Source organism: Desulfovibrionales bacterium, from assembly GCA_028715605.1.
Taxonomy (GTDB): domain Bacteria; phylum Desulfobacterota; class QYQD01; order QYQD01; family QYQD01; genus QYQD01.
The window spans coordinates 66,305-88,718 of the sequence record JAQURM010000008.1 but is presented as its reverse complement, the minus strand read 5'-3'; the positions used below and the strand labels follow the sequence as shown (position 1 = coordinate 88,718).

18 protein-coding genes and 3 tRNA genes are annotated in these 22,414 nt (G+C 51.0%); 4 read left to right on the top strand and 17 right to left on the bottom strand.

Features of this window, described 5'->3' with window-relative positions; genetic code table 11:
- Positions 1-44: 44 nt before the first annotated feature.
- Positions 45-2,051 (bottom strand): endopeptidase La, encoded by a 2,007-nt coding sequence (gene lon, locus PHT49_09130; GenBank protein ID MDD5452039.1) that lies wholly within the window; start codon positions 2,049-2,051, stop codon positions 45-47.
- 94 nt (positions 2,052-2,145) lie between these two features.
- Positions 2,146-4,053, bottom strand: coding sequence for an ATP-binding protein (locus PHT49_09125; protein ID MDD5452038.1), 1,908 nt, complete (start codon positions 4,051-4,053; stop codon positions 2,146-2,148).
- On the opposite strand from PHT49_09125, the gene PHT49_09120 reads away from it, so the two are divergent.
- Together PHT49_09120 and PHT49_09115 are read left to right on the top strand one after the other, a co-directional pair.
- Positions 3,989-4,201, top strand: a complete 213-nt coding sequence (locus tag PHT49_09120) for a chromate transporter (protein MDD5452037.1) — start codon at positions 3,989-3,991, stop codon at positions 4,199-4,201. The genes PHT49_09125 and PHT49_09120 overlap by 65 nt on opposite strands.
- Before the next feature lie 458 nt (positions 4,202-4,659).
- Positions 4,660-6,174, top strand: coding sequence for a porin (locus PHT49_09115; protein ID MDD5452036.1), 1,515 nt, complete (start codon positions 4,660-4,662; stop codon positions 6,172-6,174).
- Between the two features lie 152 nt (positions 6,175-6,326).
- Here the strand turns inward: PHT49_09115 and PHT49_09110 are convergent, their stop codons facing one another.
- The 15 genes from PHT49_09110 to PHT49_09040 all read right to left on the bottom strand — a co-directional run bounded on the left by PHT49_09110 (position 6,327) and on the right by PHT49_09040 (position 19,939).
- On the bottom strand, positions 6,327-6,842 hold the full coding sequence (locus PHT49_09110; GenBank protein MDD5452035.1) for a chromate transporter: 516 nt from the start codon (positions 6,840-6,842) through the stop codon (positions 6,327-6,329).
- Between the two features lies 1 nt (position 6,843).
- Positions 6,844-7,374 (bottom strand): chromate transporter, encoded by a 531-nt coding sequence (locus tag PHT49_09105; GenBank protein MDD5452034.1) that lies wholly within the window; start codon positions 7,372-7,374, stop codon positions 6,844-6,846.
- Between the two features lie 96 nt (positions 7,375-7,470).
- Entirely contained in the window at positions 7,471-7,917 is a 447-nt protein-coding gene (locus tag PHT49_09100) for a periplasmic heavy metal sensor (protein ID MDD5452033.1), read from the bottom strand.
- A 2-nt stretch (positions 7,918-7,919) separates the two neighbouring features.
- Positions 7,920-8,243: a hypothetical protein gene (locus tag PHT49_09095; GenBank protein MDD5452032.1), complete on the bottom strand. Its 324-nt coding sequence runs from the start codon at positions 8,241-8,243 to the stop codon at positions 7,920-7,922.
- Between the two features lie 16 nt (positions 8,244-8,259).
- The gene (locus PHT49_09090; protein ID MDD5452031.1) at positions 8,260-8,808 is read right to left on the bottom strand and encodes a sigma-70 family RNA polymerase sigma factor; all 549 of its coding nucleotides are present in this window, start codon (positions 8,806-8,808) and stop codon (positions 8,260-8,262) included.
- A 348-nt stretch (positions 8,809-9,156) separates the two neighbouring features.
- Complete coding sequence (locus PHT49_09085) at positions 9,157-10,191, bottom strand: DUF1566 domain-containing protein (GenBank protein ID MDD5452030.1); 1,035 nt, start codon at positions 10,189-10,191, stop codon at positions 9,157-9,159.
- Between the two features lie 198 nt (positions 10,192-10,389).
- A complete protein-coding gene (topA, locus tag PHT49_09080) occupies positions 10,390-12,636 on the bottom strand; it encodes a type I DNA topoisomerase (protein ID MDD5452029.1) in 2,247 nt (748 codons plus the stop codon).
- A gap of 11 nt (positions 12,637-12,647) precedes the next feature.
- Entirely contained in the window at positions 12,648-13,766 is a 1,119-nt protein-coding gene (gene dprA / locus PHT49_09075) for a DNA-processing protein DprA (GenBank protein ID MDD5452028.1), read from the bottom strand.
- A 151-nt stretch (positions 13,767-13,917) separates the two neighbouring features.
- Positions 13,918-13,995 (bottom strand) — tRNA-Asp (locus PHT49_09070).
- A gap of 23 nt (positions 13,996-14,018) precedes the next feature.
- Positions 14,019-14,094 (bottom strand) — tRNA-Val (locus PHT49_09065).
- 78 nt (positions 14,095-14,172) lie between these two features.
- Positions 14,173-16,617 (bottom strand): endopeptidase La, encoded by a 2,445-nt coding sequence (gene lon, locus PHT49_09060; protein ID MDD5452027.1) that lies wholly within the window; start codon positions 16,615-16,617, stop codon positions 14,173-14,175.
- A gap of 11 nt (positions 16,618-16,628) precedes the next feature.
- Positions 16,629-17,885 carry an ATP-dependent Clp protease ATP-binding subunit ClpX gene (gene clpX, locus PHT49_09055; protein MDD5452026.1) on the bottom strand — a complete coding sequence of 419 codons (1,257 nt, stop codon included), beginning with the start codon at positions 17,883-17,885 and terminating at the stop codon, positions 16,629-16,631.
- Positions 17,885-18,490 carry an ATP-dependent Clp endopeptidase proteolytic subunit ClpP gene (gene clpP / locus PHT49_09050; protein MDD5452025.1) on the bottom strand — a complete coding sequence of 202 codons (606 nt, stop codon included), beginning with the start codon at positions 18,488-18,490 and terminating at the stop codon, positions 17,885-17,887. The genes clpX and clpP overlap by 1 nt, the downstream gene beginning before the upstream one ends.
- A 27-nt stretch (positions 18,491-18,517) precedes the next feature.
- Complete coding sequence (tig, locus tag PHT49_09045) at positions 18,518-19,819, bottom strand: trigger factor (GenBank protein MDD5452024.1); 1,302 nt, start codon at positions 19,817-19,819, stop codon at positions 18,518-18,520.
- Positions 19,820-19,852: 33 nt separating this feature from the next.
- Positions 19,853-19,939, bottom strand: a tRNA-Leu gene (locus PHT49_09040).
- A gap of 430 nt (positions 19,940-20,369) precedes the next feature.
- Here PHT49_09040 and PHT49_09035 point away from each other — a divergent pair.
- The gene (locus tag PHT49_09035) at positions 20,370-21,632 is read left to right on the top strand and encodes a sulfite exporter TauE/SafE family protein (GenBank protein ID MDD5452023.1); all 1,263 of its coding nucleotides are present in this window, start codon (positions 20,370-20,372) and stop codon (positions 21,630-21,632) included.
- Positions 21,633-21,635: 3 nt separating this feature from the next.
- Positions 21,636-22,349 (top strand): hypothetical protein, encoded by a 714-nt coding sequence (locus PHT49_09030; protein MDD5452022.1) that lies wholly within the window; start codon positions 21,636-21,638, stop codon positions 22,347-22,349.
- Positions 22,350-22,414: the final 65 nt, after the last annotated feature.

Here is a 22,414-nt window from a genome sequence, read left to right as displayed (position 1 = left end):
ACTACTGACATTCACTATAATCGTCCGGCGACCGGCAACTGAACCTACTCCAGGACTATGTCTACAATTTCTGTAAGGTTGTCAACAAAGACAATCCTAATCCCATCTTTTGCGTCAGCCGGTAGCGTATCCACGTCTACTTTGTTCTTTTGGGGCAGAATGACCACTTTTACCCCGGCCCTCCGCGCAGCCAGTATCTTCTCTTTGATGGCCCCCACGGGTAAGACCCGTCCGGTCAGGGTCAACTCTCCGGTCATGGCCACGTCACGCCTGGCCGGTCTTTCAGTGAGTGCGGAGATCAGGGCCAGGGCTATAGTGATCCCGGCCGACGGCCCTTCCTTAGGTGCAGCGGCCGATGGAACATGGATATGGATGTCCTGGAAGTCAAAGAAATTCTCTGCGATATTAAAAATACAGGCATTGGACCGTATATAACTGAGAGCCGCCTGGGCGGACTCCTGCATAATTTCGCCAAGCGAGCCGGTCATAATAAGCTTCTTACGACCTTTCATCTTGGTAGCTTCGACAAAGATGATATCGCCACCGGCCTCCGTCCAGACCAGTCCGGTCGTTACGCCAACGCGGTTCTTGGCCTCTGTGGCCTCGAACAGGTACTTGCGCGGCCCAAGGTACTTCTCAATGGAATCCGGGAATATAGTTCGCCGAGACATATTATGTCCTGGCCCTGCAATAATCGCCCGCGCCATCTTTCGGCAAATAGAGCCAATTTGTCTCTCTAAGTCACGTACCCCTGCTTCCCTTGTATATTCACGAATAATTTTATATAGAGCCGCATCTGTAAACTCCGGCGGATAGGCCGTTAGGCCGGTTTCCCTGATCTGACGCGGGATAATATATCGCGTGGCAATATTTTTTTTCTCCTCTTCCGTGTAACCGGAAAGTTTCACTATCTCCAGGCGGTCACGAAGCGCCCCGGGGATACCATCAGCGGTGTTGGCCGTGGTGATGAACATGACTTTTGAAAGATCGAAAGGGACATCCAGATAATAATCTGTAAACTTATCATTCTGCTCGGGATCGAGTACTTCAAGGAGAGCAGATGCCGGATCGCCCCTGAAATCCTGACCTATCTTGTCTATTTCATCCAGCATAAGCACGGGGTTTTTATACCCGGCGCGGCGAATTTCGTGGATAATTCGGCCGGGCATTGCTCCGGCATAGGTGCGGCGGTGGCCTCTGATTTCAGCCTCATCCTTCATGCCGGCCAAGGAAATCCGGACAAATTTGCGTCCCAGGGCATGTGCCACCGACCTGCCGAGGGAAGTCTTTCCGGTTCCCGGCGGTCCCATAAAACAAAGAATGGGGCTTTTTGTATCCTGGACGCACATCTTTCTTTGCAGGGCGTTCTTAACGGTTTCTTGTAATTCCGACGTGTTAAAGGGTTTGGACAGGTAATGAAAGGCGCTTTTTTTTATGGCCTCTACAGCAGAGTCGAGAATAGCATACCGGGACATCATAATGAATTCGGTTTCCGGCCAGGTAGCCTTGGCCTTTTCCAGAAACGCCAGGCCGTCGAGACCTTTCAACTTTAAGTCAGCCAATATTAAATCAAACTCAGAAGACTCGATTAACCGGAGGGCCCCCGTTCCATCGGTAGCAGTAACCACAGTGTAGCCTTCCTTTTCGAGCATATCCTGCAAATTTCTACGGACGTTCTCGTCTTCGTCGGCCACCATGATGCGGTATTTAATCTTAGATCGCAATGACCGGACGGCGAGGTACTCAAGAATCCTGGCTTTTATATCTTCAAGTCCATAGTGATCCTGGTGAAGTATTGTTTCGGCACGGGCAAGGTCTAAATTGTCTTCAGTTGTCTTATCCCACGGCAGGGAGATCAGATACTCCAGGTAGTTCAGTATGATGCCATATTCGGCGGTCATCTGTCCCATTTTGGACAGTTTTTTCAACTCATGGAGGGCAACTTCCTGCACCTCGGCAGGCATGTGCGCCTTATCGATGGCCAGGCGCAGATCCTCTATTTCTGCCTCATGCGGCATCTGCTCAGATTTTTTAGAACCAAAAAATTTCATGATACACTTTTTAAATAGGGATCGGTATATAACCCTTATTACTAAAGCCGGCTATTCCAACCCGCAGTAATCGCCTGCGCTCAAGCTACGGATATCAGCGTGCTTCCATATTAACCGGTTTAATCGGCAAGGCAATAGTAATCTTGGTCCACTTTCCTTCTTCGCTCTGAACAGAGATTTCACCCTCATGGTCTTCCATGATCTTGCGAGAAACAGCGAGTCCCAGCCCGGTTCCCTTTTTCTTGGTCGTAAAAAACGGATCAAATATCTTCTTAGCCACCTCATGGGGCATACCCATACCGCTATCCAGGACTGCAACCTTAACCTGCCCGCCTTCACGCCCGGACGAGACAACCAGTTTACCACCCTCCGGCATAGCCTCAATGGCATTCTTGATGAGGTTAATCAATACCTGCTTGACCTGCTGAGGATCAAAGAGTACGTCCGGCAGGCGGTCATCCAAGGCTTTTTCATACTCAATGCCCTTATCAATCATTTTGTTCTCCATAAGGGCTAACGTGTCTTCAATGACTCCATTGATGTTTTTCAGTTCCTTTTGCGGCCTGGCCGGACGCGTAAAGTCTCTGACCTCCGCCAACATCAACTCCAGACGTCTGGTCTCGGCCTGTATTATCCCTAATTTTTCCCGGTTGGCATCATCGTCTGAAAGGGATTTCTCTACCTGGCCGGCGAATCCACCAATAAGCATCAAAGGATTTTTTATCTCGTGCGAAAGGTAAGCAGCCGCCTCTCCTATGGCCGCAAAACGCTCCGAACGGACAAGCCTCTCCTGCATCTCAATGAGTTTTTGCATACTCTCTTTGACCTTATCCCTCTCCTGCCGCACCTCCGCCTCAGAAAGCCTCAAGTCAGCAGTCTTGGCGTCAACCTCCGCAGCCAGAATCCGTGACCAGCGCAGGGAAAGATAAATGGCCACACCCAGGCAGGAAAATACTATCAATTGAAAGATGCCTGCAATCAGCCATTGTCTTATGATGGCCGACTCTATGATTCCATAGACCTCGGTCACGGGGGCGGTCACCCCCACCGACCATAGATTGCCCCGATCCTCTTTGGATAGGAAAACAGGGCTATAGGCAAATAATTTTTTCATCTCACCGGTTACCCCGCGGTGCCATCCGGAGATATACCAATCCGTTCCTTCCTTGCCTTTGAGCAGATACTCTCGCACGATCCTGTTTATCCTCGCATAGGAGATATCCGGGTTCTTCTTTTGTCTGACGGTAAAGGAATCCTCGCCAACAAAGGTCTGCTCGTAGTGCGCCAGAAAAATCCCCCGGTCATCAACTACCCATCCGTAGCCTGTCGCACCCGAACGGACGCCCCGGGTATAGCGCTGCGCGATCCCTATAGGATCAACGACAATAAAAGTCAGGCCCTCAAACCTCCAGGCCGGAACGCCCTTTTGCCCGGCGGCACGTTTCCAGGTGGGCGTGGCCATTAGCATCAGCCATCTGTCCTTAAAAATACCTTTTTCCGCCCGAAAGGTCCGGCCGATTATTATGCTGTCTCTGTATTCCGGCCGACTGCCCCATCGCCGGTAATCGTCATAATAGATTCCTAATCCCTCCGCGCCGGTAAATCCCTGCTCGGTAAAAACCACAGGGAACTTTTCGTCCCGGCCGAAATGCACAATCGCCAGGACATCCCAGCCCCTGAGCAGCGGAAAGAACGAGGTGATATCTTCCTCTATTGTCTCTATGTTCCTCCCACCCCGCTGCCAGAACTGATTGACGCGCCGTAAGATGGTATCGAGAAAATTAAAGTGGTTATTGATGTCATGGGCTATCTTGCGTGCCAGGAGTAGCTGTTGCCGATTGAATTGATCCGTTACGGTCTTTTCAATCTCCTGATTGGCGCTATAGCCCAGATAACCGATGATGCCGGAAACAAGAATGAAAACGCCTACGGCAATAATGAGAAACTTCTTAGCTCTGATAACCGGCCCCTTATCTAGTGTTATAGCTGTCATCTTATGCATATCCTGCGAATTTATCAAGCTTAATCCCGGTGGTGGATATGCCATGGTACCCCTGCTGCAGAAACAACCGGTGCAGAATCACCATTGGCTGACCAACAAGGAGTCCATTGACGCAATTGCCATCGGACAGGTGACACCCCGCAAGTGACAGATATCTCGATGCCGGGCCGGGTATCCCTGGCTCCCGCGCAGCAAAGGAATTAGGGCTGAAAAGGCAGTATCTCCATCGTCTGATGCGGGGAACAAACGTCGATTCCAAGACATTTTAAATAACCCCTCAGAAAGTAACCACCGGTAACGCAGATAATTTATTTAATAACAAGGGTTAGATAGGGTTTATCTGGAAACCCCATCCGGAGGACAAGTGGGACATCTGTCCTACTTAATGATTCTTAATGTTATTCTCTTCGGGCTCTGTTGTTAAAAATAATATAGGCATATTTATTGCAAAAACAATTGTGAGTCGAGATTCATTTTGGCCGGTGGAAGCCTAACTTTTACCGGCTTGGCAGAAAGCTAACTAAAAGAAGGGGGGGATGACTGGAGTATAGGCTTAGTTCCGAAGTAACTTTTGAAAACTTAATTTTATGAAAAGGGAGGCGATAGATGAGGAGGGTATTTTTTATTTTTATAGTATTGGTGGTCTTTCTGGCCTGGCACGTGCCGGCCATGGCTGAGACCAACCAGAATTTGTTGGAGGAAATGAAGGCCATAAAGAAACAGTTGGATGAGATGAAGGGCCTTCAGGAGAGATTAAGGGCTTTGGAAAAGAAGCTGGAAGAGGCAGAGAAGGTAACCACCCAGATACAAAAAGAAGAGGCCCAGCTAAAAGAGGATAAGAAGACCCGGGCTATCTCCTACTGGAGGGACGGCTTTAATATCGAGACCCCGGACAAGCAGTTCAGGCTGCAACTGGGGGGCGTCCTCCACTTCGACTACCGGCAGTTTGAGTCCGGCCGCAGCGCCAGCGGTTTTGATATACGCCGCGCCCGTTACGACATGCGTGGTTACCACTACCGGGGCGATCTGGAGCACATCTTCCGCCTCCAGATCGAGATGGCCGATAGCCCTTACCTCCGGAATGCCTACTGGATGTTTAAGCCCAGTCCGGATCTCAGCTTCCAGATCGGGCAGTTCAAGATACCTTCCGGCGGGGCCGACTGGCTGACCGAAGAGGCCCACGTAAACTTTGTGGAGTATGCCACCGGTACGCCCGTCAGCCCGTTCTTTGATCGGGGCATCCGGGTCCAGAAAAACTTCCTGGGCAATAAGATCCAGGCCACTCTGGCCGCCTTCACCGGCACCGGTGTGGACGTAGATGTAAACCAGGGCGACTATGACAACAACAAGGACTATGTGGCGCGACTTCTCCTTATACCCTTCAAGGATTCAGGACATTCCTACCTGAAGGGGTTGCATCTGGCCGGAAGCTATCAAGACGGCATCCAGTCCATCAAGACGGTAAGGGGTGAGGCCACCAACCGGACGGAAAACTACGAGTCCCGGTGGTTTCGGTGGTTAACAACAATATCACCAACGTCAACAACCTCACAATACTATGAGCTTGATAAGCGTATACGCTACGGCGGCGAACTCCACTGGCTTTGCGGGCCGACCGCGTTCAGCTACGAGTTTAACCGCGTGCAGTGGGAAGACCTTACAGCTTATTCGTCTGCTGGCGGAGTCTTAAGGAGATTCCCGGACCGCTACCACTCCGACGTCCACCAGGTATGGATAAGCCACTTCCTGACCGGAGAGGAGAAGCAGATTGAGGACGTCTTCTTCTCCTGGAGACAGCCCAAGCCGAAGAAGAACTTCAGTCTGAAGGAAGGGACCTGGGGTGCCTGGGAGCTTCTGGCCAGGTATGCCTTCCACACCACTTCTAACGAGCTATTTACTGGCTCAAACGCCATGCTGCAAGGAAGCAGCCAGGGTTACTCCATAACCGGCGGCCTCCGCTGGATATGGAACCCCAAGTGCCGGCTCATGCTCGATATCAACCACTGCAAGAGCACCGAGGGTTCGATGTACACAGATGAACCGGTAGCCGGACAGACGAAGACTACGCGGGCCATGGACAAGGAAACGGCCGCTATGTTCCGCATCATCCTGACCCCGTAAACTGTCCCGTCTAGGAACACGAAAAAGCCGCCCGCCTCAGGCGGGCGGCTTTTTTTATTGAACATGCATGGCGAGCGGCCAAAGGGAGCATGGCAATCTCTATGATTGAAATACGTTGTGAAATTGCGACACAACGTATCGTGCCACCACTCCTAGAACAGAAAAGCCCCCAGGATGCCGGAACTGATGATAATGAAGGTCGGATCGATCTTGGTAAAAGTGATAAGACCGAAACTCACGGCCGCAACAGCGCCCAAGGGTACGCTCGTAAGGGAACTCTTTCCCAGAAAGATGAGTACAGCCGCCAGGAGCCCCACTATCGCTGGCTTGATCCCTGCGAACGAGCCCTTGACGATCCATGACTCTTTGTACTGGAGGTAGTGTCTCGTTACCAGAGTGACAATGATGATGCTCGGCAGGTAGCTGGCCACCATGGCTATGATCGCCCCAAGCAGGCCCCCGACCTTAAAACCCATGAAGGCGTTCATGACCGTAAGCGGCCCCGGTGTAACCTGGCCAATGGCGATGGCGTCGATGAATTCCTTGTTCGTCAGCCAATGGTGATTCTCTACCAGCTCTTTTTGAAGCAACGGCACCATGGCATATCCACCGCCGATAGTCAGGCCGTTTATCACAAACAAGATAGCAGCAAGCTTCAGTATTTCCATTTTAGCGCCTCCAATTGAGAATCAGGCCAAGAACACCAGCCGCCAGAATAATGCCGATGGGGTTAAGCTTAAAAATGGCCAACGCGCCAAAGGCGCCAACTGCCAACGCCACGCTCTTATAGCCGGTGACCAGCTTCTTTGCCATCTTATAGATGATAGACCCCAGGAGTCCGACCACCGCTGCAGCCACGCCTTTCATTACCGACTGGAGCAAGGGATTGTCTTTTGCCTGGAGGTAGAAGGCCGCCAGTATAATGGCCAATACCGTGCCGGTAAAGGCCTGTCCCAGGGTAGCTACCAGTACCCCGGGAAGCCTGTGCAGCTTGTAACCGATACAGATACCCGTGTTGACGATGGGGGGGCCAGGGGTCATCGAGCCGAGAGCAAAGCTTTCTATGAACTCATCATGGGTAATCCACTTCCGCCGTTCGACCAATTCGCGCTCGAAAAACGCAATCATGGAATAGACGCCGCCGAAGGAAAAGGTGCCTATTTTGAAGAAGGCCAGGAAGATATTTCTGAGGGATGTCATGTTCGTGCTCCTTTAAGGAATTGAGTCGGGTTTCCTGTCACTGAATGGCTCTATGCGAACATATCTGGTTTCATACCTCTCAATAGAAGATGGCTCTTATCGCCGTCCCGGCACATCGTGGATGCCCAGGCCGCCGCCCCGGAACTGCTCAATGATCACCCCATGAAACCGGCTCTGTTGCTCCAAGGTAAGAATTTCATTTTCCTCGATAATATGCTCGATGACCTCCTGCTCTAGTTTGAGCTGGAGGCCTGATATCTCTTCCACTGCAGCCCTGATTTCTTCGTGATCTAATGGAGTGGAGAAAAGCAAATCGGCCAGATGCATCCTGCGGCGGCGCAGCTCCTGCCGGATTCCAGCTACGCGTGGCAGAAAACCCTCGCGTATCTTTTCAACCTTGTGTCTTTGATCCGCGGTGAGGTTTATCAGGTCGAGATAGCCGCGTATCTCCCGCCTACACCATTTTTTGACCCCGTATATGGTGCCGCAGGCGGCGGCCGCCCCGAAAATTATCCCAACAAGAAATCCTTCTACCGAAATCATACTCAGGCCCTCCTCGAACCAAAGAGAAATGCCCCGAAGGAGTCCGGAGGAAAATCCGAGAATTCATCCAGGGTTCCGCTCCAGATAAAACCTCTGCCCAACCTATCCTTGATATGCCCCCAGGATGTGCGCCGCTCTTCCTCCTTCAACTTCTCCAGCACCTGCTCAGTAAATTCAAGCCCTGGCTCAAGCCCCTGGGCCTCACCTAACAGGTTCCAGAGGGCACGCTCTCCCCGGCAATCGGCGCAGACCTCCAGGTGTGCAACAAGTTCTTTGTCTTTCCTGCGTGCCTCAATCATTGTTCTTGCCTTTTTGCATTCCATCATCTTCTCCTGTACATTACTATTGCAGGTCAGCCAGAGCCGACCTCAATCTTGCCTTCGCCCTGGTCAGCAGACTTTCAATTGCCTCGGAGGTCGTCTCCATCACCTCGGCTGCCTCCTCCTGGGAAAGCCCCTGAAAGCGGCACAGGATAAGGGCCAATCTCTGTCTTTCCGGGAGCCTCTCTATAGCCTGCCTGACGCGGGTCTCCCTTTCCGCCTGGATCGCCTTCTCCTGTGGAGATTCGGGTTCCGCCTTCTGTTCCGCTAACTTCTCCAGTACCCGCAGGGCCTTAAGCTCGTTCAAACAAACGTTTTTGGCAATGCGGTAGAGCCAAACCTTAAAGAGTGATCGCGACTCATATAGCGGCGCCGATTTGTACACCCGCAGGAAAACCTCCTGAGTCAGGTCCTCAGCCAGCAACCGATCGTTGGTGTAGCGATAGAAAAGGTTGAGTAGACCGCGTTGGTGACGAGAAACCATCGTGGCAACGGCGTTATAATCCCTTCGCGCTATCAGCGCCATCAACTCCTCATCCGACTTGTCGCTGTATTCGAGAGCCTTACCCATCTCCGCTGCAGCTTACACCCTTATCCGTTTCTGCTCAAGCGCCTGGTAGAGTATGATTCCCGCCAGGAATGCGGCACCCATATTCCACGTGGTCGTAGCGCTTTTTACCAAGGGTCCAACGCTTAGTCCAGGGTATGTCAACACTGGAGTCGTCTCCATTATAGACTACCTCTATAGACTACCTCCTTTTTCACTCAGTTTATATGTATAAACAACTTGTGGACAGAAATCCTTCGACTGTGTGAAAATTTTTATGCGGCCTGGTTTTGGAAAGAGAAATATATTTGGAATGGTTTTTGGGACTTCTTGGGATGTATTGCGGCGCGAGGCTGCAAAAATTTGTGCCGCCTATGGCAGGTCGCATACCGGCCAGACATGAAAATGTCCCACCTCCTTCCGGCCTACCCCTACCGCCCCTTTATGCAAATAAAGCGCCCAAGCCCAGTCCGGCTCGAATACACTGGTCGTGGATGACCAGTACACCTCCTGTACCTCTCCAAAAGGATGACCGGAAGGAAGGGCCGGGCTGTGCGCCGAACAATCCACAAGCGATTCCAGTTCGTTTATATTCGGCAGACGCCATTGGCTGCTCCCGCCCAGGCCAACCCGGTTTAACGACTCTACCGCCTTGAAGGCATCCGGCCAGGCCACTCCGCGTCCGGCCAGATCCGCCTTCCGCATCCATCTGAGCCCGGTGAGGCGGTCTATAGCCGTTTCACCCTGAACGTCGAAGCGGGGCACAGGCCAGGGACAGCCGGATTCTATCTCCCCATCCTGCCCACGAAAGGCCGCAGGCATCTCCTGGCCGCCGCAACCGACCTCCCGACCCTCTGCATCAAAACAACGCCTCTGCCCTGTAACCGGCAGAACACTACTTTCTCCCCGCACCGGCCAGAGGAGGTGATATTCATCTTTCCGGCCGTAAAACATGCGGCCCCCTTCCATGTGCACATACCAGGCATAGGCATGGTTAATGGCCGCGCTTGTGGAAGTCCAGTACCAGCCGGGAAAGACATTGGTAAAAGGGTGGCCATCGGACAGGGCAGGTTTCCTGGTCTGGTGGCTCAGGAGGCTGCGCAGCTCCCGCCGGTTGGGCAGCCGCCAGTCCGTAAACCCCAAGGCACGCTCGCCGTTCATAGCCGCTACAAAGTCCAGGGCCTCCCCCCACGGCAATGGAAACCCGGCCGAATCGGCATTGCGACTCCATATTAGCCCGGTCAGGCGATCCAGAACAACCTCCGCCTTGACCGCAAAACGCCCCTCCGGCCATGGCGTGCCTTTTTTAAATTCGGCATCCTGGCCGCTCCCGGCGCAGGGGATCTCACGGCCGGCCGCATCGTAGCACCGGGCCTGACCCGTCTGGAGGTAGCACGGCATTGCCATTGTTATCTGTATCCTGTACTTGTATTATAGTCGATAGTCAAGAGTCGGAAGTCAGTAATTGATAGATTAAGTCATGAGTGATGCGTTATGAGTTCCACTGTCCGGGTTAAAGAACCCGTAACTCCCAGCTCATAACTCAAATGACAATGGATAGTGAATACTAAGCGGTGAAATGATTTTTTACAAATTGATCGGAAACTAACCCCGTTTTTCTTTATAATCGCATTCTTTTTGCGGACAGCGGACCTGCTTGGTGCCGTTCTTGTCAGTTTTGAGGAGCAGGAAAGGGGCTTTGCATCTGGGGCATTCTTCGGCTACGGGCTGTTCCCAGGTGGCAAACTGACATTTTGGATACTTGCTGCAGCCATAGAAACCCCGCCCCTTTTTCGTACGTTTTTGAATGATCTCTCCGTCACAGTCCGGTTCAGGGCACTTTATTCCGGTACCCAGAGGCCGTGTGTTTTTACAATCCGGATAACCGGAACAGGCCAGGAACGCCCCAAACCGGCCACGTTTCTGCACCATGGGCCGTCCGCACTTTTCACAGGTCCCGTATGACTTTTCGTCCTCTTTTTGTATCTCGATCTTTCCATTTCGATCGCGATTAAAATCCTTGGTGTTTCTACATGCCGGGTAGTTAGAGCAGGCCAGGAAGGGGCCGCTTTTGCCGGTCTTAATTACCATGGGATTTCCACATTTATCGCAGGTCACATCCGTGGGCAGCCCTTGCCCCTTCAGCGAAACCATATTGCTCTCAGCCTGGTCCAGCCGCTCCTTAAAGGGACCGTAGAAGTGGCGCAGGGTGTCCGCCCAGTTGGCCCGGGCCTCTTCGATCTTATCCAGTTCATCTTCCATCCGGGCGGTAAACTTCACATTAAGTATATCCGGAAAGTGATTGACCAGGAGGTCGGTGACCAGAAAGCCCAACTCTGTAGGTCTGAAACATCCTTTTTCAAGGCTGGCGTATTTCCGGGCCTGGATATGTGAAAGGATGGTGGCATAAGTACTTGGCCGGCCGATGCCGCTCTCCTCCAGGGTCTTTATGAGGGTGGCCTCAGTAAAACGCGGCGGCGGCTGGGTGAAGTGTTGTTTGGGGGTCAGGTTCAGGAGTTTTAATGCCTCTCCGGCTGCAAGTTTGGGGAGGGTTACCTCGCCCACTTCTCCGTTTTCATCCAGTCCTTCTACATAGAGGGCCATAAATCCAAGAAATTTCATTATGCTTCCGGTGGCACGGAATCCGTAAGAACCGGCCTCTATATCTACCATGGTCTGATCCATAACGGCTGAGGACATCTGGCTGGCCGTGAATCTCTTCCAGATCAGGTCATATAATAGGAAATGGTCTTTAGAGAGGAAGTCTTTTACCTTTTCCGGTGTAAGAAGCGATGGGTCAGCCGGCCGTATGGCCTCATGGGCCTCTTGAGCGCTTTTACGGCTTTTATAGACATTTGGCCTGGCAGGAAGATATTCCGGGCCAAAGGTCTGTTTTATTGCCTCTCTGACGGCCGTCACGGCCTCGGCGCTAAGGCGCGTAGAGTCAGTACGCATATAGGTAATGAGACCGACCGGTCCCTCCTCACCCAAGTCTATTCCTTCATAGAGTTGCTGGGCCAGGAGCATGGTCTTTTTAGCGGAAAAACGCAGCTTGCGGTAAGCCTCCTGCTGCATGGTACTGGTTATGAAAGGCGGGTTGGGATGACGTTTTTTCTCCTTACGCTCCACGTTTGCAACCCGGTAGGCATGTCCCTCCAAGTCTTTCAGTATGTTTTCGGCCTGGGCCTGGTCATTGATCTTTATTTTTTTCTGGTCAATGGCGACCAGCCTAGCCTCGAAGGAAGGGGGCTCTTTACCCTCTAATCCGGCGGTAATAGACCAGTATTCTTCAGGCACAAAGGCCTGAATCTCCCGCTCCCGTTCACAGACAATGCGCACTGCTACGGACTGCACGCGGCCGGCCGAGAGGCCCTTTTGCACTTTTTTCCAGAGGAGGGGGGAAATCTGGTAACCGACCAGGCGGTCCAGTATCCTCCTGGCCTGCTGGGATTCAAACTTGTGTATATCAAGAGAGGCGGGCGTTGCCAGCGCCCCGGCAATAGCTTTGGGCGTAAATTCATTGAAGAGCACGCGATGGAAGGTCTTGCCGGTGGACTTTAATTCATCTTGGATATGCCAGGCTATGGCCTCACCTTCACGGTCCGGATCAGGGCCAAGGTAGATGTCCGTTGCCTCCTGGGCCGCTTTTTTTAATTCCTGGATGATCTTTGCCTTGCCCTTTATTACCTTATACTCAGGCTGAAAGTTATCCTTAATATCCACGCCCAGGCTGTTTTTCGGGAGGTCTTTAATATGACCTACCGAGGCCTTTACCGTGAACTTCTTCCCTATGTATTTTTGTAGCGTTTTGGCCTTGGTCGGCGATTCTACGATGAGAAGCGACTTGGACATATTATCCCCTGTTATTTTCTGACAAATAGTTTTCCGGGTAACTGCTGAACCAGGCCCTTTAATTCTAAATTAAGAAGTATGCCGCTTACTTTTTGCACAACTAAGTCTCCTCTTCGGACTAATTCGTCAATATGTTGAGGATATTCTTCCACCAGCGCCAGAATATCCCTTTCTTCAGGCAAAATATCCTGAGGGATACAGACCGGTGGGCAATTTGTAGTTTTTTCGCCCTGTAATGCCGGCTCTGGGGAGAATTTTTTCAGGGGGCGCAGTTCTTCTACTATGTCCTCGGCAGATTCAACTAATTTTGCCCCCTGCTTAATGAGCTTGTGTGTTCCACTGCTCCGGAGCGAGTTTATGCTCCCGGGCACGGCAAATACCTCGCGCCCCTGCTCAAGGGCTAAGTTGGCGGTGATTAAAGAGCCGCTTTTCCCGGTGGCCTCCACGATAACCGTACCCAAGGCCAGGCCGCTGATAATCCGGTTACGTATCGGAAAATTTTTAGGTTCAGGGGGCGTGCCCAGGGGATATTCGGATATAACCGCCCCGTTTTCAGTTATACGGTGATATAGGTCCTTGTTTTCCTCGGGATAGACGATGTCCAGTCCTGAACCCAGTACCGCTATGGTTCGGCCTTTGCCCCAGAGGGCGCCCAGATGGGCAGCCGTGTCGATGCCGCGCGCCATACCGCTCACGATGGTCAGGCCATGGCCGGCCAGAGAGCGGCAGAGCCCTTCCGCTGCCTTCTGTCCATAATAGGTGGCATGGCGTGATCCGACCACTGCCACGCTAAAGGTATCGGCCTCACTCAAATTCCCCTTAATGTAAAGCAGGGCCGGCGCGTCATAGATATTTGCCAGATTTTGAGGATAGGCCTCATCCTGAAAGGTGAGTATCTTTACCCCATACTTACGTAGTAATTTTAGTTCCTGTGCGGCGCGTTCTTTGGAGGCAAATTTGCGTATAGCCTCTATGGTCGCCGACCGAATTCCTTTTATGGCCGTAAGCTCAGTTTCTTTGGCCTTGAATACTTCTTCAGGTGCGCCAAAAACCTTGATAAGCTGCCGGTAGGTGACACCTCCAACCCCCGGGATCAGGTGGAGGGCCATCCAGTAATACAAGTCATCCATACATATAATATTTTTTAAAATAGCAGTCAAACGGGGCTGACTATAATAAATGGGGCGGAAGTGTCAAGTCATTTCTGGGGCAGCGGGGTCACGAATCCCCAGTCAAAAATAAAAAAGGGATTAGCCATCATGACTAATCCCTTAACGTTATTGGCGGGGCCGACGAGACTCGAACTCGCGACCTCCGGCGTGACAGGCCGGCGTTCTAACCAAACTGAACTACGACCCCGACGATTATTTTAAGACAAGAAATGGTAGGCGGAACAGGGCTTGAACCTGTGACCCCCGGCTTGTAAGGCCGATGCTCTCCCAACTGAGCTATCCGCCCCTGATCAGGTTTGTACTATTAACAACTCCATTTTGGCAAGTCAAGCAAAATGTACATAAAGTTATAAGAAGCAATACATCAATGGGCGGTAATTTCTGGAAGGACCTCCCCTTTAGGGAAAACGCCTACCGGAGAGGATGCCGGACCCTTGAATAAAGACTCCGGGTCATCCAATACCAGCGCCTTCTTGAGCACCTCGTCCATGCTTTCAACCATTTCCACTTGGATAGATTTAATCAACCTAGGGGGAATATCTTTGAGGTCTTTTTCATTCTCACGAGGGATAAACACCGCACTCACATTACTCCGCCTTGCCGCCAGCATCTTTTCTTTAAGCCCGCCAATAGGCAGTACACGGCCCCTCAATGTAATTTCGCCTGTCATGGCCGTATCTTTATGGACCGGGATCTTAAGCAAGGCCGAGGTTATAGCCGTGGCCATGGTAATACCGGCCGACGGACCATCTTTGGGGATAGCTCCTTCCGGCACATGAATATGGATATCTATCTTCTGGTAAAAATCAGCATCCAGTCCAAGGCTTTCAGCCCTGGAACGGACATAGCTGAGGGCGGCCCTGGCCGATTCCTGCATGACATCGCCCAGCTTACCTGTGATGGTCAGGTTGCCTTTCCCGGGCATGATAACTGCTTCAATCTGCAGTATCTCCCCGCCGAACTCTGTCCAGGCCAGTCCGGTAGCCACCCCGATCTCATCCTTCTCTTCAGCCAGGCCATAGCGGTAACGAGGAACACCAAGATATTTCTCCAGGGACTGGGCATTAACCACCGCCTTTCGCCTCTCCTCTTTGTTTTTGGCAATCTCCTTGGCCACCTTACGGCATATACTGGAAATCTCCCTCTCTAAGTTACGGACGCCGGCTTCCCGGGTATAACGGCGGCTGATTCCCAGAATAGCATTATCTGTAATATCCAGGTCACCCTTCTGAAGACCATTAGCCTGAATCTGCTTTGGGATTAAAAATTTCCTGGCAATATTTAATTTCTCTTCTTCCGTATATCCGGAAAGTTGAATAACCTCCATCCTGTCCTGTAAGGGAGGTGGAATAGCGTGGAGGGTATTAGCCGTAGTTATAAAGAGAATTTCCGATAAATCATAATCGATATCGAGATAATGGTCATTAAAGCTATGATTTTGTTCCGGATCAAGCACCTCCAGGAGGGCAGCGGAAGGATCGCCGCGAAAATCCATGCTCATCTTGTCCACTTCATCCAGACAGAAGACCGGGTTATTGACTTTGGCCTTGCGCAAAGATTGTATTATCTTCCCGGGCATAGCCCCTATATATGTCCGCCGGTGACCCCGGATTTCCGCCTCATCCCTTACTCCACCCAGAGATAAGCGGATAAAGTTTCGCCTGGTGGCCCGCGCTATGGACTTGGCCAGAGAAGTCTTTCCTACTCCGGGCGGGCCTACCAGACAGAGAATCGGCCCTTTCATCTTTTTGACAAGACTCTGGACCGCCAGGTATTCAATAATCCTTTCCTTCGGCTTCTTAAGACCATAATGATCCTCTTCCAGGATCCTCTCTGCCTCGTTAATATCTATCTGATTCCTGCTCTTTTCATACCAGGGGAGGGAAATCAACCAGTCTATATAATTACGGACAACAGTAGCCTCAGCGGACATAGGCGACATCATCTTCAGTTTCTTGAACTCATTACGCACCTTGGCTGCGGCCTCTTTCGACATCCGCTTCCGTTTAATCTTTTGCTCGAGTTCATTCATCTCACTTTTAAAGTCATCTTTACCGCCCATCTCCTTCTGGATGGCACGCATCTGTTCGCTGAGATAATATTCCTTCTGGGTCTTCTCCATCTGCTTTTTGACCCGGTCTTTTATGCGATGCTCGATCTGAGCGACCTCTATCTCGGCGCACATCAGGTGATAAAGCTTTTCCAGACGCTTGGCCAGATTCAACGTCTCCAGAACGGCCTGTTTGTCTGCGAGGCGCAAGGTCAAATGAGATGCCATGGTGTCGGCTAACTTAGAGACATCATCAATAGAAGCAATAGATAACAGTACTTCTGAAGGTATCTTTTTGTTAAATTTTGCATACTCCTCAAAGGTAGAACGTACGGTGCGCACCAACGCCTCTTTTTCCAGACCATGCTCACCCGTATCAGCCATCTCCTCGACTTCAACCAGGAAGAAGTTTTTATGGGGCAGGAATTGCGTTATCTTCCCGCGCCTCTTACCCTCGACCAGGAGTTTCACCGTACCGTCCGGCAGACGCAGGAGTTGTAATATACTGCCTATGGTTCCAATGGGTTCTATATCTCTTTCGCCGGGCTCGTCTCTTTTGGCATCCTTTTGCGCTGTAAGGAAAAGATCCGCCTTTCGACCCATAGCATCTTCCAATGCCTGGATGGACTTCTCCCTTCCCACAAAAAGCGGCGCTACCATGTGCGGGAAAATCACTATATCACGCAGCGGTAAAAGCGGGACAACGATCTTCTCCCTTTTCAAGGCATCCTCTTTCCCCTTTGCGTTAGAACCAAACATAAATATACCCCTTATGCACTACGAGCCTTTGTTGTCTCATACAGGATAATGGGTTCCTCTCTATTGAGTATTACCTCTTCGCTGATCACACATTCCCTTGCGTCCCCCTTAGAGGGGAGTTCATACATTATGTCCAGCATGGCATTCTCAAGAATAGATCTTAATCCTCTGGCGCCGGACTTTCTTTTCATACTTTCACGGGCCACGGCCACCAGCGCCCCTTCGGTGAAGCGTAAGTTAATATGATCAAGCTCGAAAAGCTTCTTATACTGTTTGACCAGGGCATTTTTAGGCTCTTTCAATATCTTGATAAGCGCCTCTTCATCCAGTTCTTCCAGTGTGGCCACGACCGGCAATCTTCCCACAAATTCCGGTATAAGACCAAAACGCAAGAGGTCTTCCGGCTTGACCTCACCCAGGATATCACCAAGCCTGGACTGGGACGCCCCGCGAATATCGGCGCCAAAGCCCATGGACTTGACCCCGATCCTGTTTCTGATGATGTTTTCCAGGCCAACAAATGCCCCACCGCAGATGAAAAGGATATTGGTAGTATCCACCTTGACAAATTCCTGCTGGGGGTGTTTGCGACCACCCTTGGGCGGGACGTTGGCCGTAGTCCCTTCTATAATCTTGAGTAATGCCTGCTGTACGCCTTCGCCGGAGACGTCACGGGTGATAGACGGGTTGTCTGATTTTCGGGCGATCTTATCGATTTCATCAATGTAAACTATACCCCGCGAGGCCAGGGCCACATCGTAGTCAGCCGCCTGCAACAGGCTTAAGATAATATTCTCAACATCCTCACCCACATAACCGGCCTCGGTGAGAGAAGTGGCATCGGCAATAGTAAAGGGGACATTCAGTATCTTGGCCAGGGTCTGGGCCAGAAGAGTCTTCCCGCAACCCGTTGGGCCGACAAGGAGGATGTTACTCTTTTGCAGTTCTATGCCCTGGGTATCGACCCGGCTGTCAATTCTTTTATAGTGGTTGTGAACCGCTACGGCCAGTATCTTTTTTGCCCTTTCCTGGCCTATTACATATTCATCCATGATATTTTTGATCTCTCGAGGCTTTGGTATCGAGCCGCTCCTCTTGGCCACCTCTTCCTTCTCATACTCCTCAGCCATAATATCATTACAGAGTTCTATACACTCATCACAGATATAGACAGCCGGCCCTGCGATCAGCTTCTTGACCTCGTCCTGGCTTTTACCGCAAAAAGAACAGAGTAAATCGCTTCCCTTTCTATCAGCCTTTTTTGACATTAATTTTCCTCCTTTTTAAGCACAGGCCGTTTAGCTATAACCTCATCAATGAGGCCGTATTCCATGGCCTGCCCGCCGCCCATAAAGAAATCGCGGTCCGTATCCCTGCTGATCCGCTCAATGGATTGGCCGGTGTGATCCGACAAAATCTTGTTCAGCTCTTCACGCAGCCGCAAAATCTCCCGCGCCTGAATATCTACGTCTGTGGCCTGACCCTGGGCGCCGCCCAGGGGCTGATGAATCAAAATACGCGAATGCGGCAGCGCATAGCGTTTGCCCTTAGCCCCTGCGGCCAGGAGTAGTGCGGCCATACTGGAAGCCTGCCCCATGCACAGAGTCACAATATTTGGTTTTATGTACTGCATGGTATCATAGACGGCCAGTCCGGCCGTCACTATTCCCCCGGGGGAATTAATGTACAGGGTAATATCCTTATCCGGGTCTTCAGCCTCCAAAAAAAGCATCTGCGCAATCACCAGATTAGCCAGGTCGTCATCTATTGAAGACCCCAAAAAGATTATTCTTTCCTTTAAAAGGCGCGAATAGATATCATAAGCCCGTTCACCGCGTGAGCTCTGTTCTACAACAATAGGTATTAATGTCATCTTCCAATCTCCATCTATTTTCAATACTTATTCCACAGCAGCCTGAGCCAATTTTATCTTCGCATGTTCTATAAGATAATCCAGTGTCTTCTGGGGTAATATATAATCCGGCAATGATTGCATAAGGTTAGGGTTGGCGCGCAGGTGATTAGCCTCTTCCGGCTTCATGTTGAGCGTGCGGGCTACCTTGGCGAATTCTTCGTCAATATCCTTCTCTTCCACCTTTAGATTTTCCCTGCGTGCTATCTCCTCCAGGATGAGCGAGCCCCGGGCTCGCTTCCCCGCCTCTTCTCTAAATTTGTTACGTAGTTCTTTATCGGAAATACCCGTAGATTCAACGGGTATGCCCATTCTTGCCAGCTTACGCCGGGACTCATCCACTATAGCGTCTATTTCTCCTTCCAGGAGACTCTCCGGCAATTCAAAATCACATTTTGCTATCAGCATATCCATAACCTGGCGCCGCATATCGGCTTCAGACTGCTTTTTTTGGGCCTCAACCAGGGTCTCTTTGACCTTATTGCGCAGGTCTTCGAGGTTCTTAAAGTCAGCGCCCAGATCCACAGCAAATGCATCATCTAAGGCCGGGACAACCCTTTCTTTTATGTCATTTACACCAACCTGGAAATCCATAGTCTTTCCGGCCATTGTTTTATTTGCAAAATCCTCTGAGAAGGTCACCTTTATTTCTGTTTCGGCATTTTTCGACAAACCAATTAATTGCCTTTCAAAATCCGGATTGAAAAGCCCGGAGCCGACCTCCAGATGATAACTTTGTCCGTTACTTCCCTCCACGGGGTTGCCGTCCCGAAATCCCTTATAATCAATAACCGCTACATCTCCCTCTCTGATCGGCCGGTCTTCATCAATGGATTTAAAATGAGCATTCATCTGCCGGAGCTCATCCAGTTTTTTGTCCACGTCCTGGTCGGTAACTGGCGACTCCTTCCTCTCAATCTCCAGTTCCAGGTAATCCTTCACTTCTATAAGCGGCTTAACCTCTACCGTAGCTGTGTATTTAAGATACTCCCCGGGCTTGAATTCTTCCTCATCAATCACGGGTCTGGCCACCGGAGAAAGCCCTGTCTCATGAACGGCCCTGGGGTAGGAATCGTTGAGAAGTTTATCCAGGGTATCTACTTCCACATTTTGACGGTAGTAACGTTCTAAAATCTCCCTGGGGATCTTGCCTGGACGGAACCCCTTTATCCTCACTTTCTTGTTTAAGGCCCTGTAAGCGTTTTCAATCTCCTCAGCCACGACTTCTTGAGGAATCTCAACATAGATCTTCTTGCGGACGGCGCTTATATCCTCAACTCTGCATCTCACGTTTTTTGTACTCCTGACCTCTTGAATTAGTAATGGTGCGAGAGGGGGGATTTGAACCCCCACCCACGGTAGCGGACTGGATCCTAAGTCCAGCGCGTCTGCCAATTCCGCCACTCTCGCTTACGCGTTAAATTTAATGCAGATAATAACTTAAGTCAAGAAGAGAAAAATTCCTGTCAAGCCAATTTAGAAATGTCCTATTTTACTTGATAATCTCCTCACTTATTACGCCACAGTCTCCTAGGGGGATTTAAAAGGATTTTCCGAGTAACAGAGAGGGGGAATAGATGCCTTTTTACAATTTTGTTTGCCATTTATCTAATATTGGTATAGAAACAATGAATTGCTGTTCATACGATCTTACGTAAGGCTTTTTCAAATAAAAACGGCGAGGAGGGAGGCACTATGAAGACGGCGGGGCTTTTTTTAATTAAGGGGGGGTAGAGGCACGGTAACCAAGGTTTAGTATACAAAATTTACCAAGCGTGGACGTCCGTATTTCGCACCTTCGCCCATGCTATAACTAACCAAACCAACAGGGGGGATATTGATGAAAACGACGAGAAAAATTTATCAGGTGTTAGTTATGGCGTCCGCCGCACACGCCAGATGGGACTATGAAGCATCCATGTCCATCTTGAAAAACAGGAAAAAGTTGTTGATATTACTTGCATTGCTGCTGCCGATCCTGGCCGTAATGGTGGCCTCGGCGGCAGACCTTCCGCACATCCTGGGCGGCAAGAAGGCATACGCCCCGGCCACCTATACGACTACTATATTTCTGTCCTCGATAGCCATCGGCCTTATCGCCGGACTGATTACGGGTTGCATCGGCGCAGGAGGCGGCTTTGTTATCGCCCCGGCCCTGATGAGCGCCGGTATCAAGGGTATCACGGCCGTGGGTACAGACCTCTTCCACATCTTTGCCAAGGCCATCATGGGGACGGCCGTGCACAAGAAACTGGGCAACGTCTCCGTGGGACTGGCCATCGCCTTTGTCGGCGGGTCCATCTTTGGCGTGCTTGGCGGCGGAGTTATCAACCGGGCCCTCTACAACATGAACCCGGTTATCAGTGACACCTTTATCAGCATCGTGTACGCCTTACTGCTCGGTTTTCTCGGCATCTATGCCATGCTGGACTTTGTGAAAGCCAGCAAGAAAGGCGACGAGGGTGGGGCACACGGCGGTGGCCCGGTTGGCGAGTTGACCGGCCTGCCCCGAAAACTCCAGGCCATCAACATGCCGCCCATGATCGCTTTTGATGAGGACCTGGTTCCCGGCGGCAGGAAACTCTCGGCCTGGATTGTGGGTATTTGCGGGACCTTTGTCGGTTTTGTGGCGGCCATCATGGGTGTCGGCGGCGGCTTCCTGACCTTTCCGATATTTGTCTACATGCTCGGTGTGTCTTCGTTTACCACGGTGGGTACTGATATTCTTCAGATCATCATGACGGCCGGCTTTGCCTCTATCTCGCAATATGCCATCTATGGCTTTGTCTTCTACACCTTGGCCATGGGCATGCTCCTCGGCTCCCTCATTGGTATCCAGATCGGGGCGTTGACGACCAAGGTGGTGCGCGGCATCTATATCCGTGCCTTTTATGCCATGGCCGTTCTGGCCGGTTTCTTCAACCGGCTCTTTGCCCTTCCGAATAAATTCAACGAGTTAGGGTGGATTGACATAGCCAAATCGACCGCCGGTATGTTTGATACCATAGGCATAGTCCTCTTCTTTGCAGTGGTCACGACATTCGGCGCGTTTGTCTTTGGTAAGTTTTTTGGGAACATGAGAACATTGAGAGGGGAGGGATAAACCATGTTGGTAAAAAACAGCAAGGCATTCAACCTGGGTCTGCTTCTGTTAGTCTCTTTTGCCATAGTATTTTACGTTATCATGTTTGTGCCGCTTTTTAAGGGGAAAACGACCATTATCTATGCGGATGACATGTTCAACTCCCTGGCCAAGGGATCGACCTACTTTATCCCGAAGTACGTGGAAAAGACGCACAAGTTTGCGGGTACCCCCCTGGATATGACCATCAAGATGAAAGATGGATCCGAGGCAGAAAAAGCCGCCATACTTTTCAGTAAAAACGGCTCGAATGCCGTGGTAGCAGGAGACAAGGTCACTCTAAGCGGCGGAGACTTTGGCAAGACGCTGCTGGTCGCGGAGAACGATGCTGATCTTATGTTTAATGACCGGGGGGCGGAGGTGGCCGCCAAATACGGTTACGATGAGAAGGAGGTCATGTATATCTGGCATTCGGCCTTAAAGGGGGTCAAGAAGGATCTGGATAAGCAGGAACGTTTTGAGGAGTCTCTTTTCCTGGATGAGGTAATAGGCAAGGTTATTGAGCCCGGCTACAATTTTTACGGTATAACGCAGGAGAAGGTCAAAGACCACGTGGCGCTTCTGGTGGCGTTGCTGGGTGGCTACGTCATCTACACGTTGTGGTTTGGTTATTCGATCTACGAGTTATTCAACGGAATAGGACTGACCATGACCAAATCCAAGGCCAAGAAGGAATAAAAAAACCTGGTAATGTCAAAAGGTTCATGAAAAATAAGCCACAGAGAACACAGAGTGCACAGAGC

Coding starts and splice junctions, on each gene's coding strand:
- PHT49_09090 (MDD5452031.1), bottom strand. CDS start 8,808: ATGGGTAAGGCTCTCGAATACAGCGACAAGTCGGATGAGGAGTTGATG.
- lon (MDD5452039.1), bottom strand. CDS start 2,051: ATGAAATTTTTTGGTTCTAAAAAATCTGAGCAGATGCCGCATGAGGCA.
- PHT49_09115 (MDD5452036.1), top strand. CDS start 4,660: ATGAGGAGGGTATTTTTTATTTTTATAGTATTGGTGGTCTTTCTGGCC.
- PHT49_09125 (MDD5452038.1), bottom strand. CDS start 4,053: ATGCATAAGATGACAGCTATAACACTAGATAAGGGGCCGGTTATCAGA.
- clpP (MDD5452025.1), bottom strand. CDS start 18,490: ATGACATTAATACCTATTGTTGTAGAACAGAGCTCACGCGGTGAACGG.
- clpX (MDD5452026.1), bottom strand. CDS start 17,885: ATGTCAAAAAAGGCTGATAGAAAGGGAAGCGATTTACTCTGTTCTTTT.
- PHT49_09030 (MDD5452022.1), top strand. CDS start 21,636: ATGTTGGTAAAAAACAGCAAGGCATTCAACCTGGGTCTGCTTCTGTTA.
- PHT49_09120 (MDD5452037.1), top strand. CDS start 3,989: ATGAGAAACTTCTTAGCTCTGATAACCGGCCCCTTATCTAGTGTTATA.
- dprA (MDD5452028.1), bottom strand. CDS start 13,766: ATGGATGACTTGTATTACTGGATGGCCCTCCACCTGATCCCGGGGGTT.
- PHT49_09035 (MDD5452023.1), top strand. CDS start 20,370: ATGAAAACGACGAGAAAAATTTATCAGGTGTTAGTTATGGCGTCCGCC.
- PHT49_09085 (MDD5452030.1), bottom strand. CDS start 10,191: ATGGCAATGCCGTGCTACCTCCAGACGGGTCAGGCCCGGTGCTACGAT.
- PHT49_09100 (MDD5452033.1), bottom strand. CDS start 7,917: ATGATTTCGGTAGAAGGATTTCTTGTTGGGATAATTTTCGGGGCGGCC.
- lon (MDD5452027.1), bottom strand. CDS start 16,617: ATGTTTGGTTCTAACGCAAAGGGGAAAGAGGATGCCTTGAAAAGGGAG.
- topA (MDD5452029.1), bottom strand. CDS start 12,636: ATGTCCAAGTCGCTTCTCATCGTAGAATCGCCGACCAAGGCCAAAACG.
- PHT49_09110 (MDD5452035.1), bottom strand. CDS start 6,842: ATGGAAATACTGAAGCTTGCTGCTATCTTGTTTGTGATAAACGGCCTG.
- PHT49_09095 (MDD5452032.1), bottom strand. CDS start 8,243: ATGATGGAATGCAAAAAGGCAAGAACAATGATTGAGGCACGCAGGAAA.
- PHT49_09105 (MDD5452034.1), bottom strand. CDS start 7,374: ATGACATCCCTCAGAAATATCTTCCTGGCCTTCTTCAAAATAGGCACC.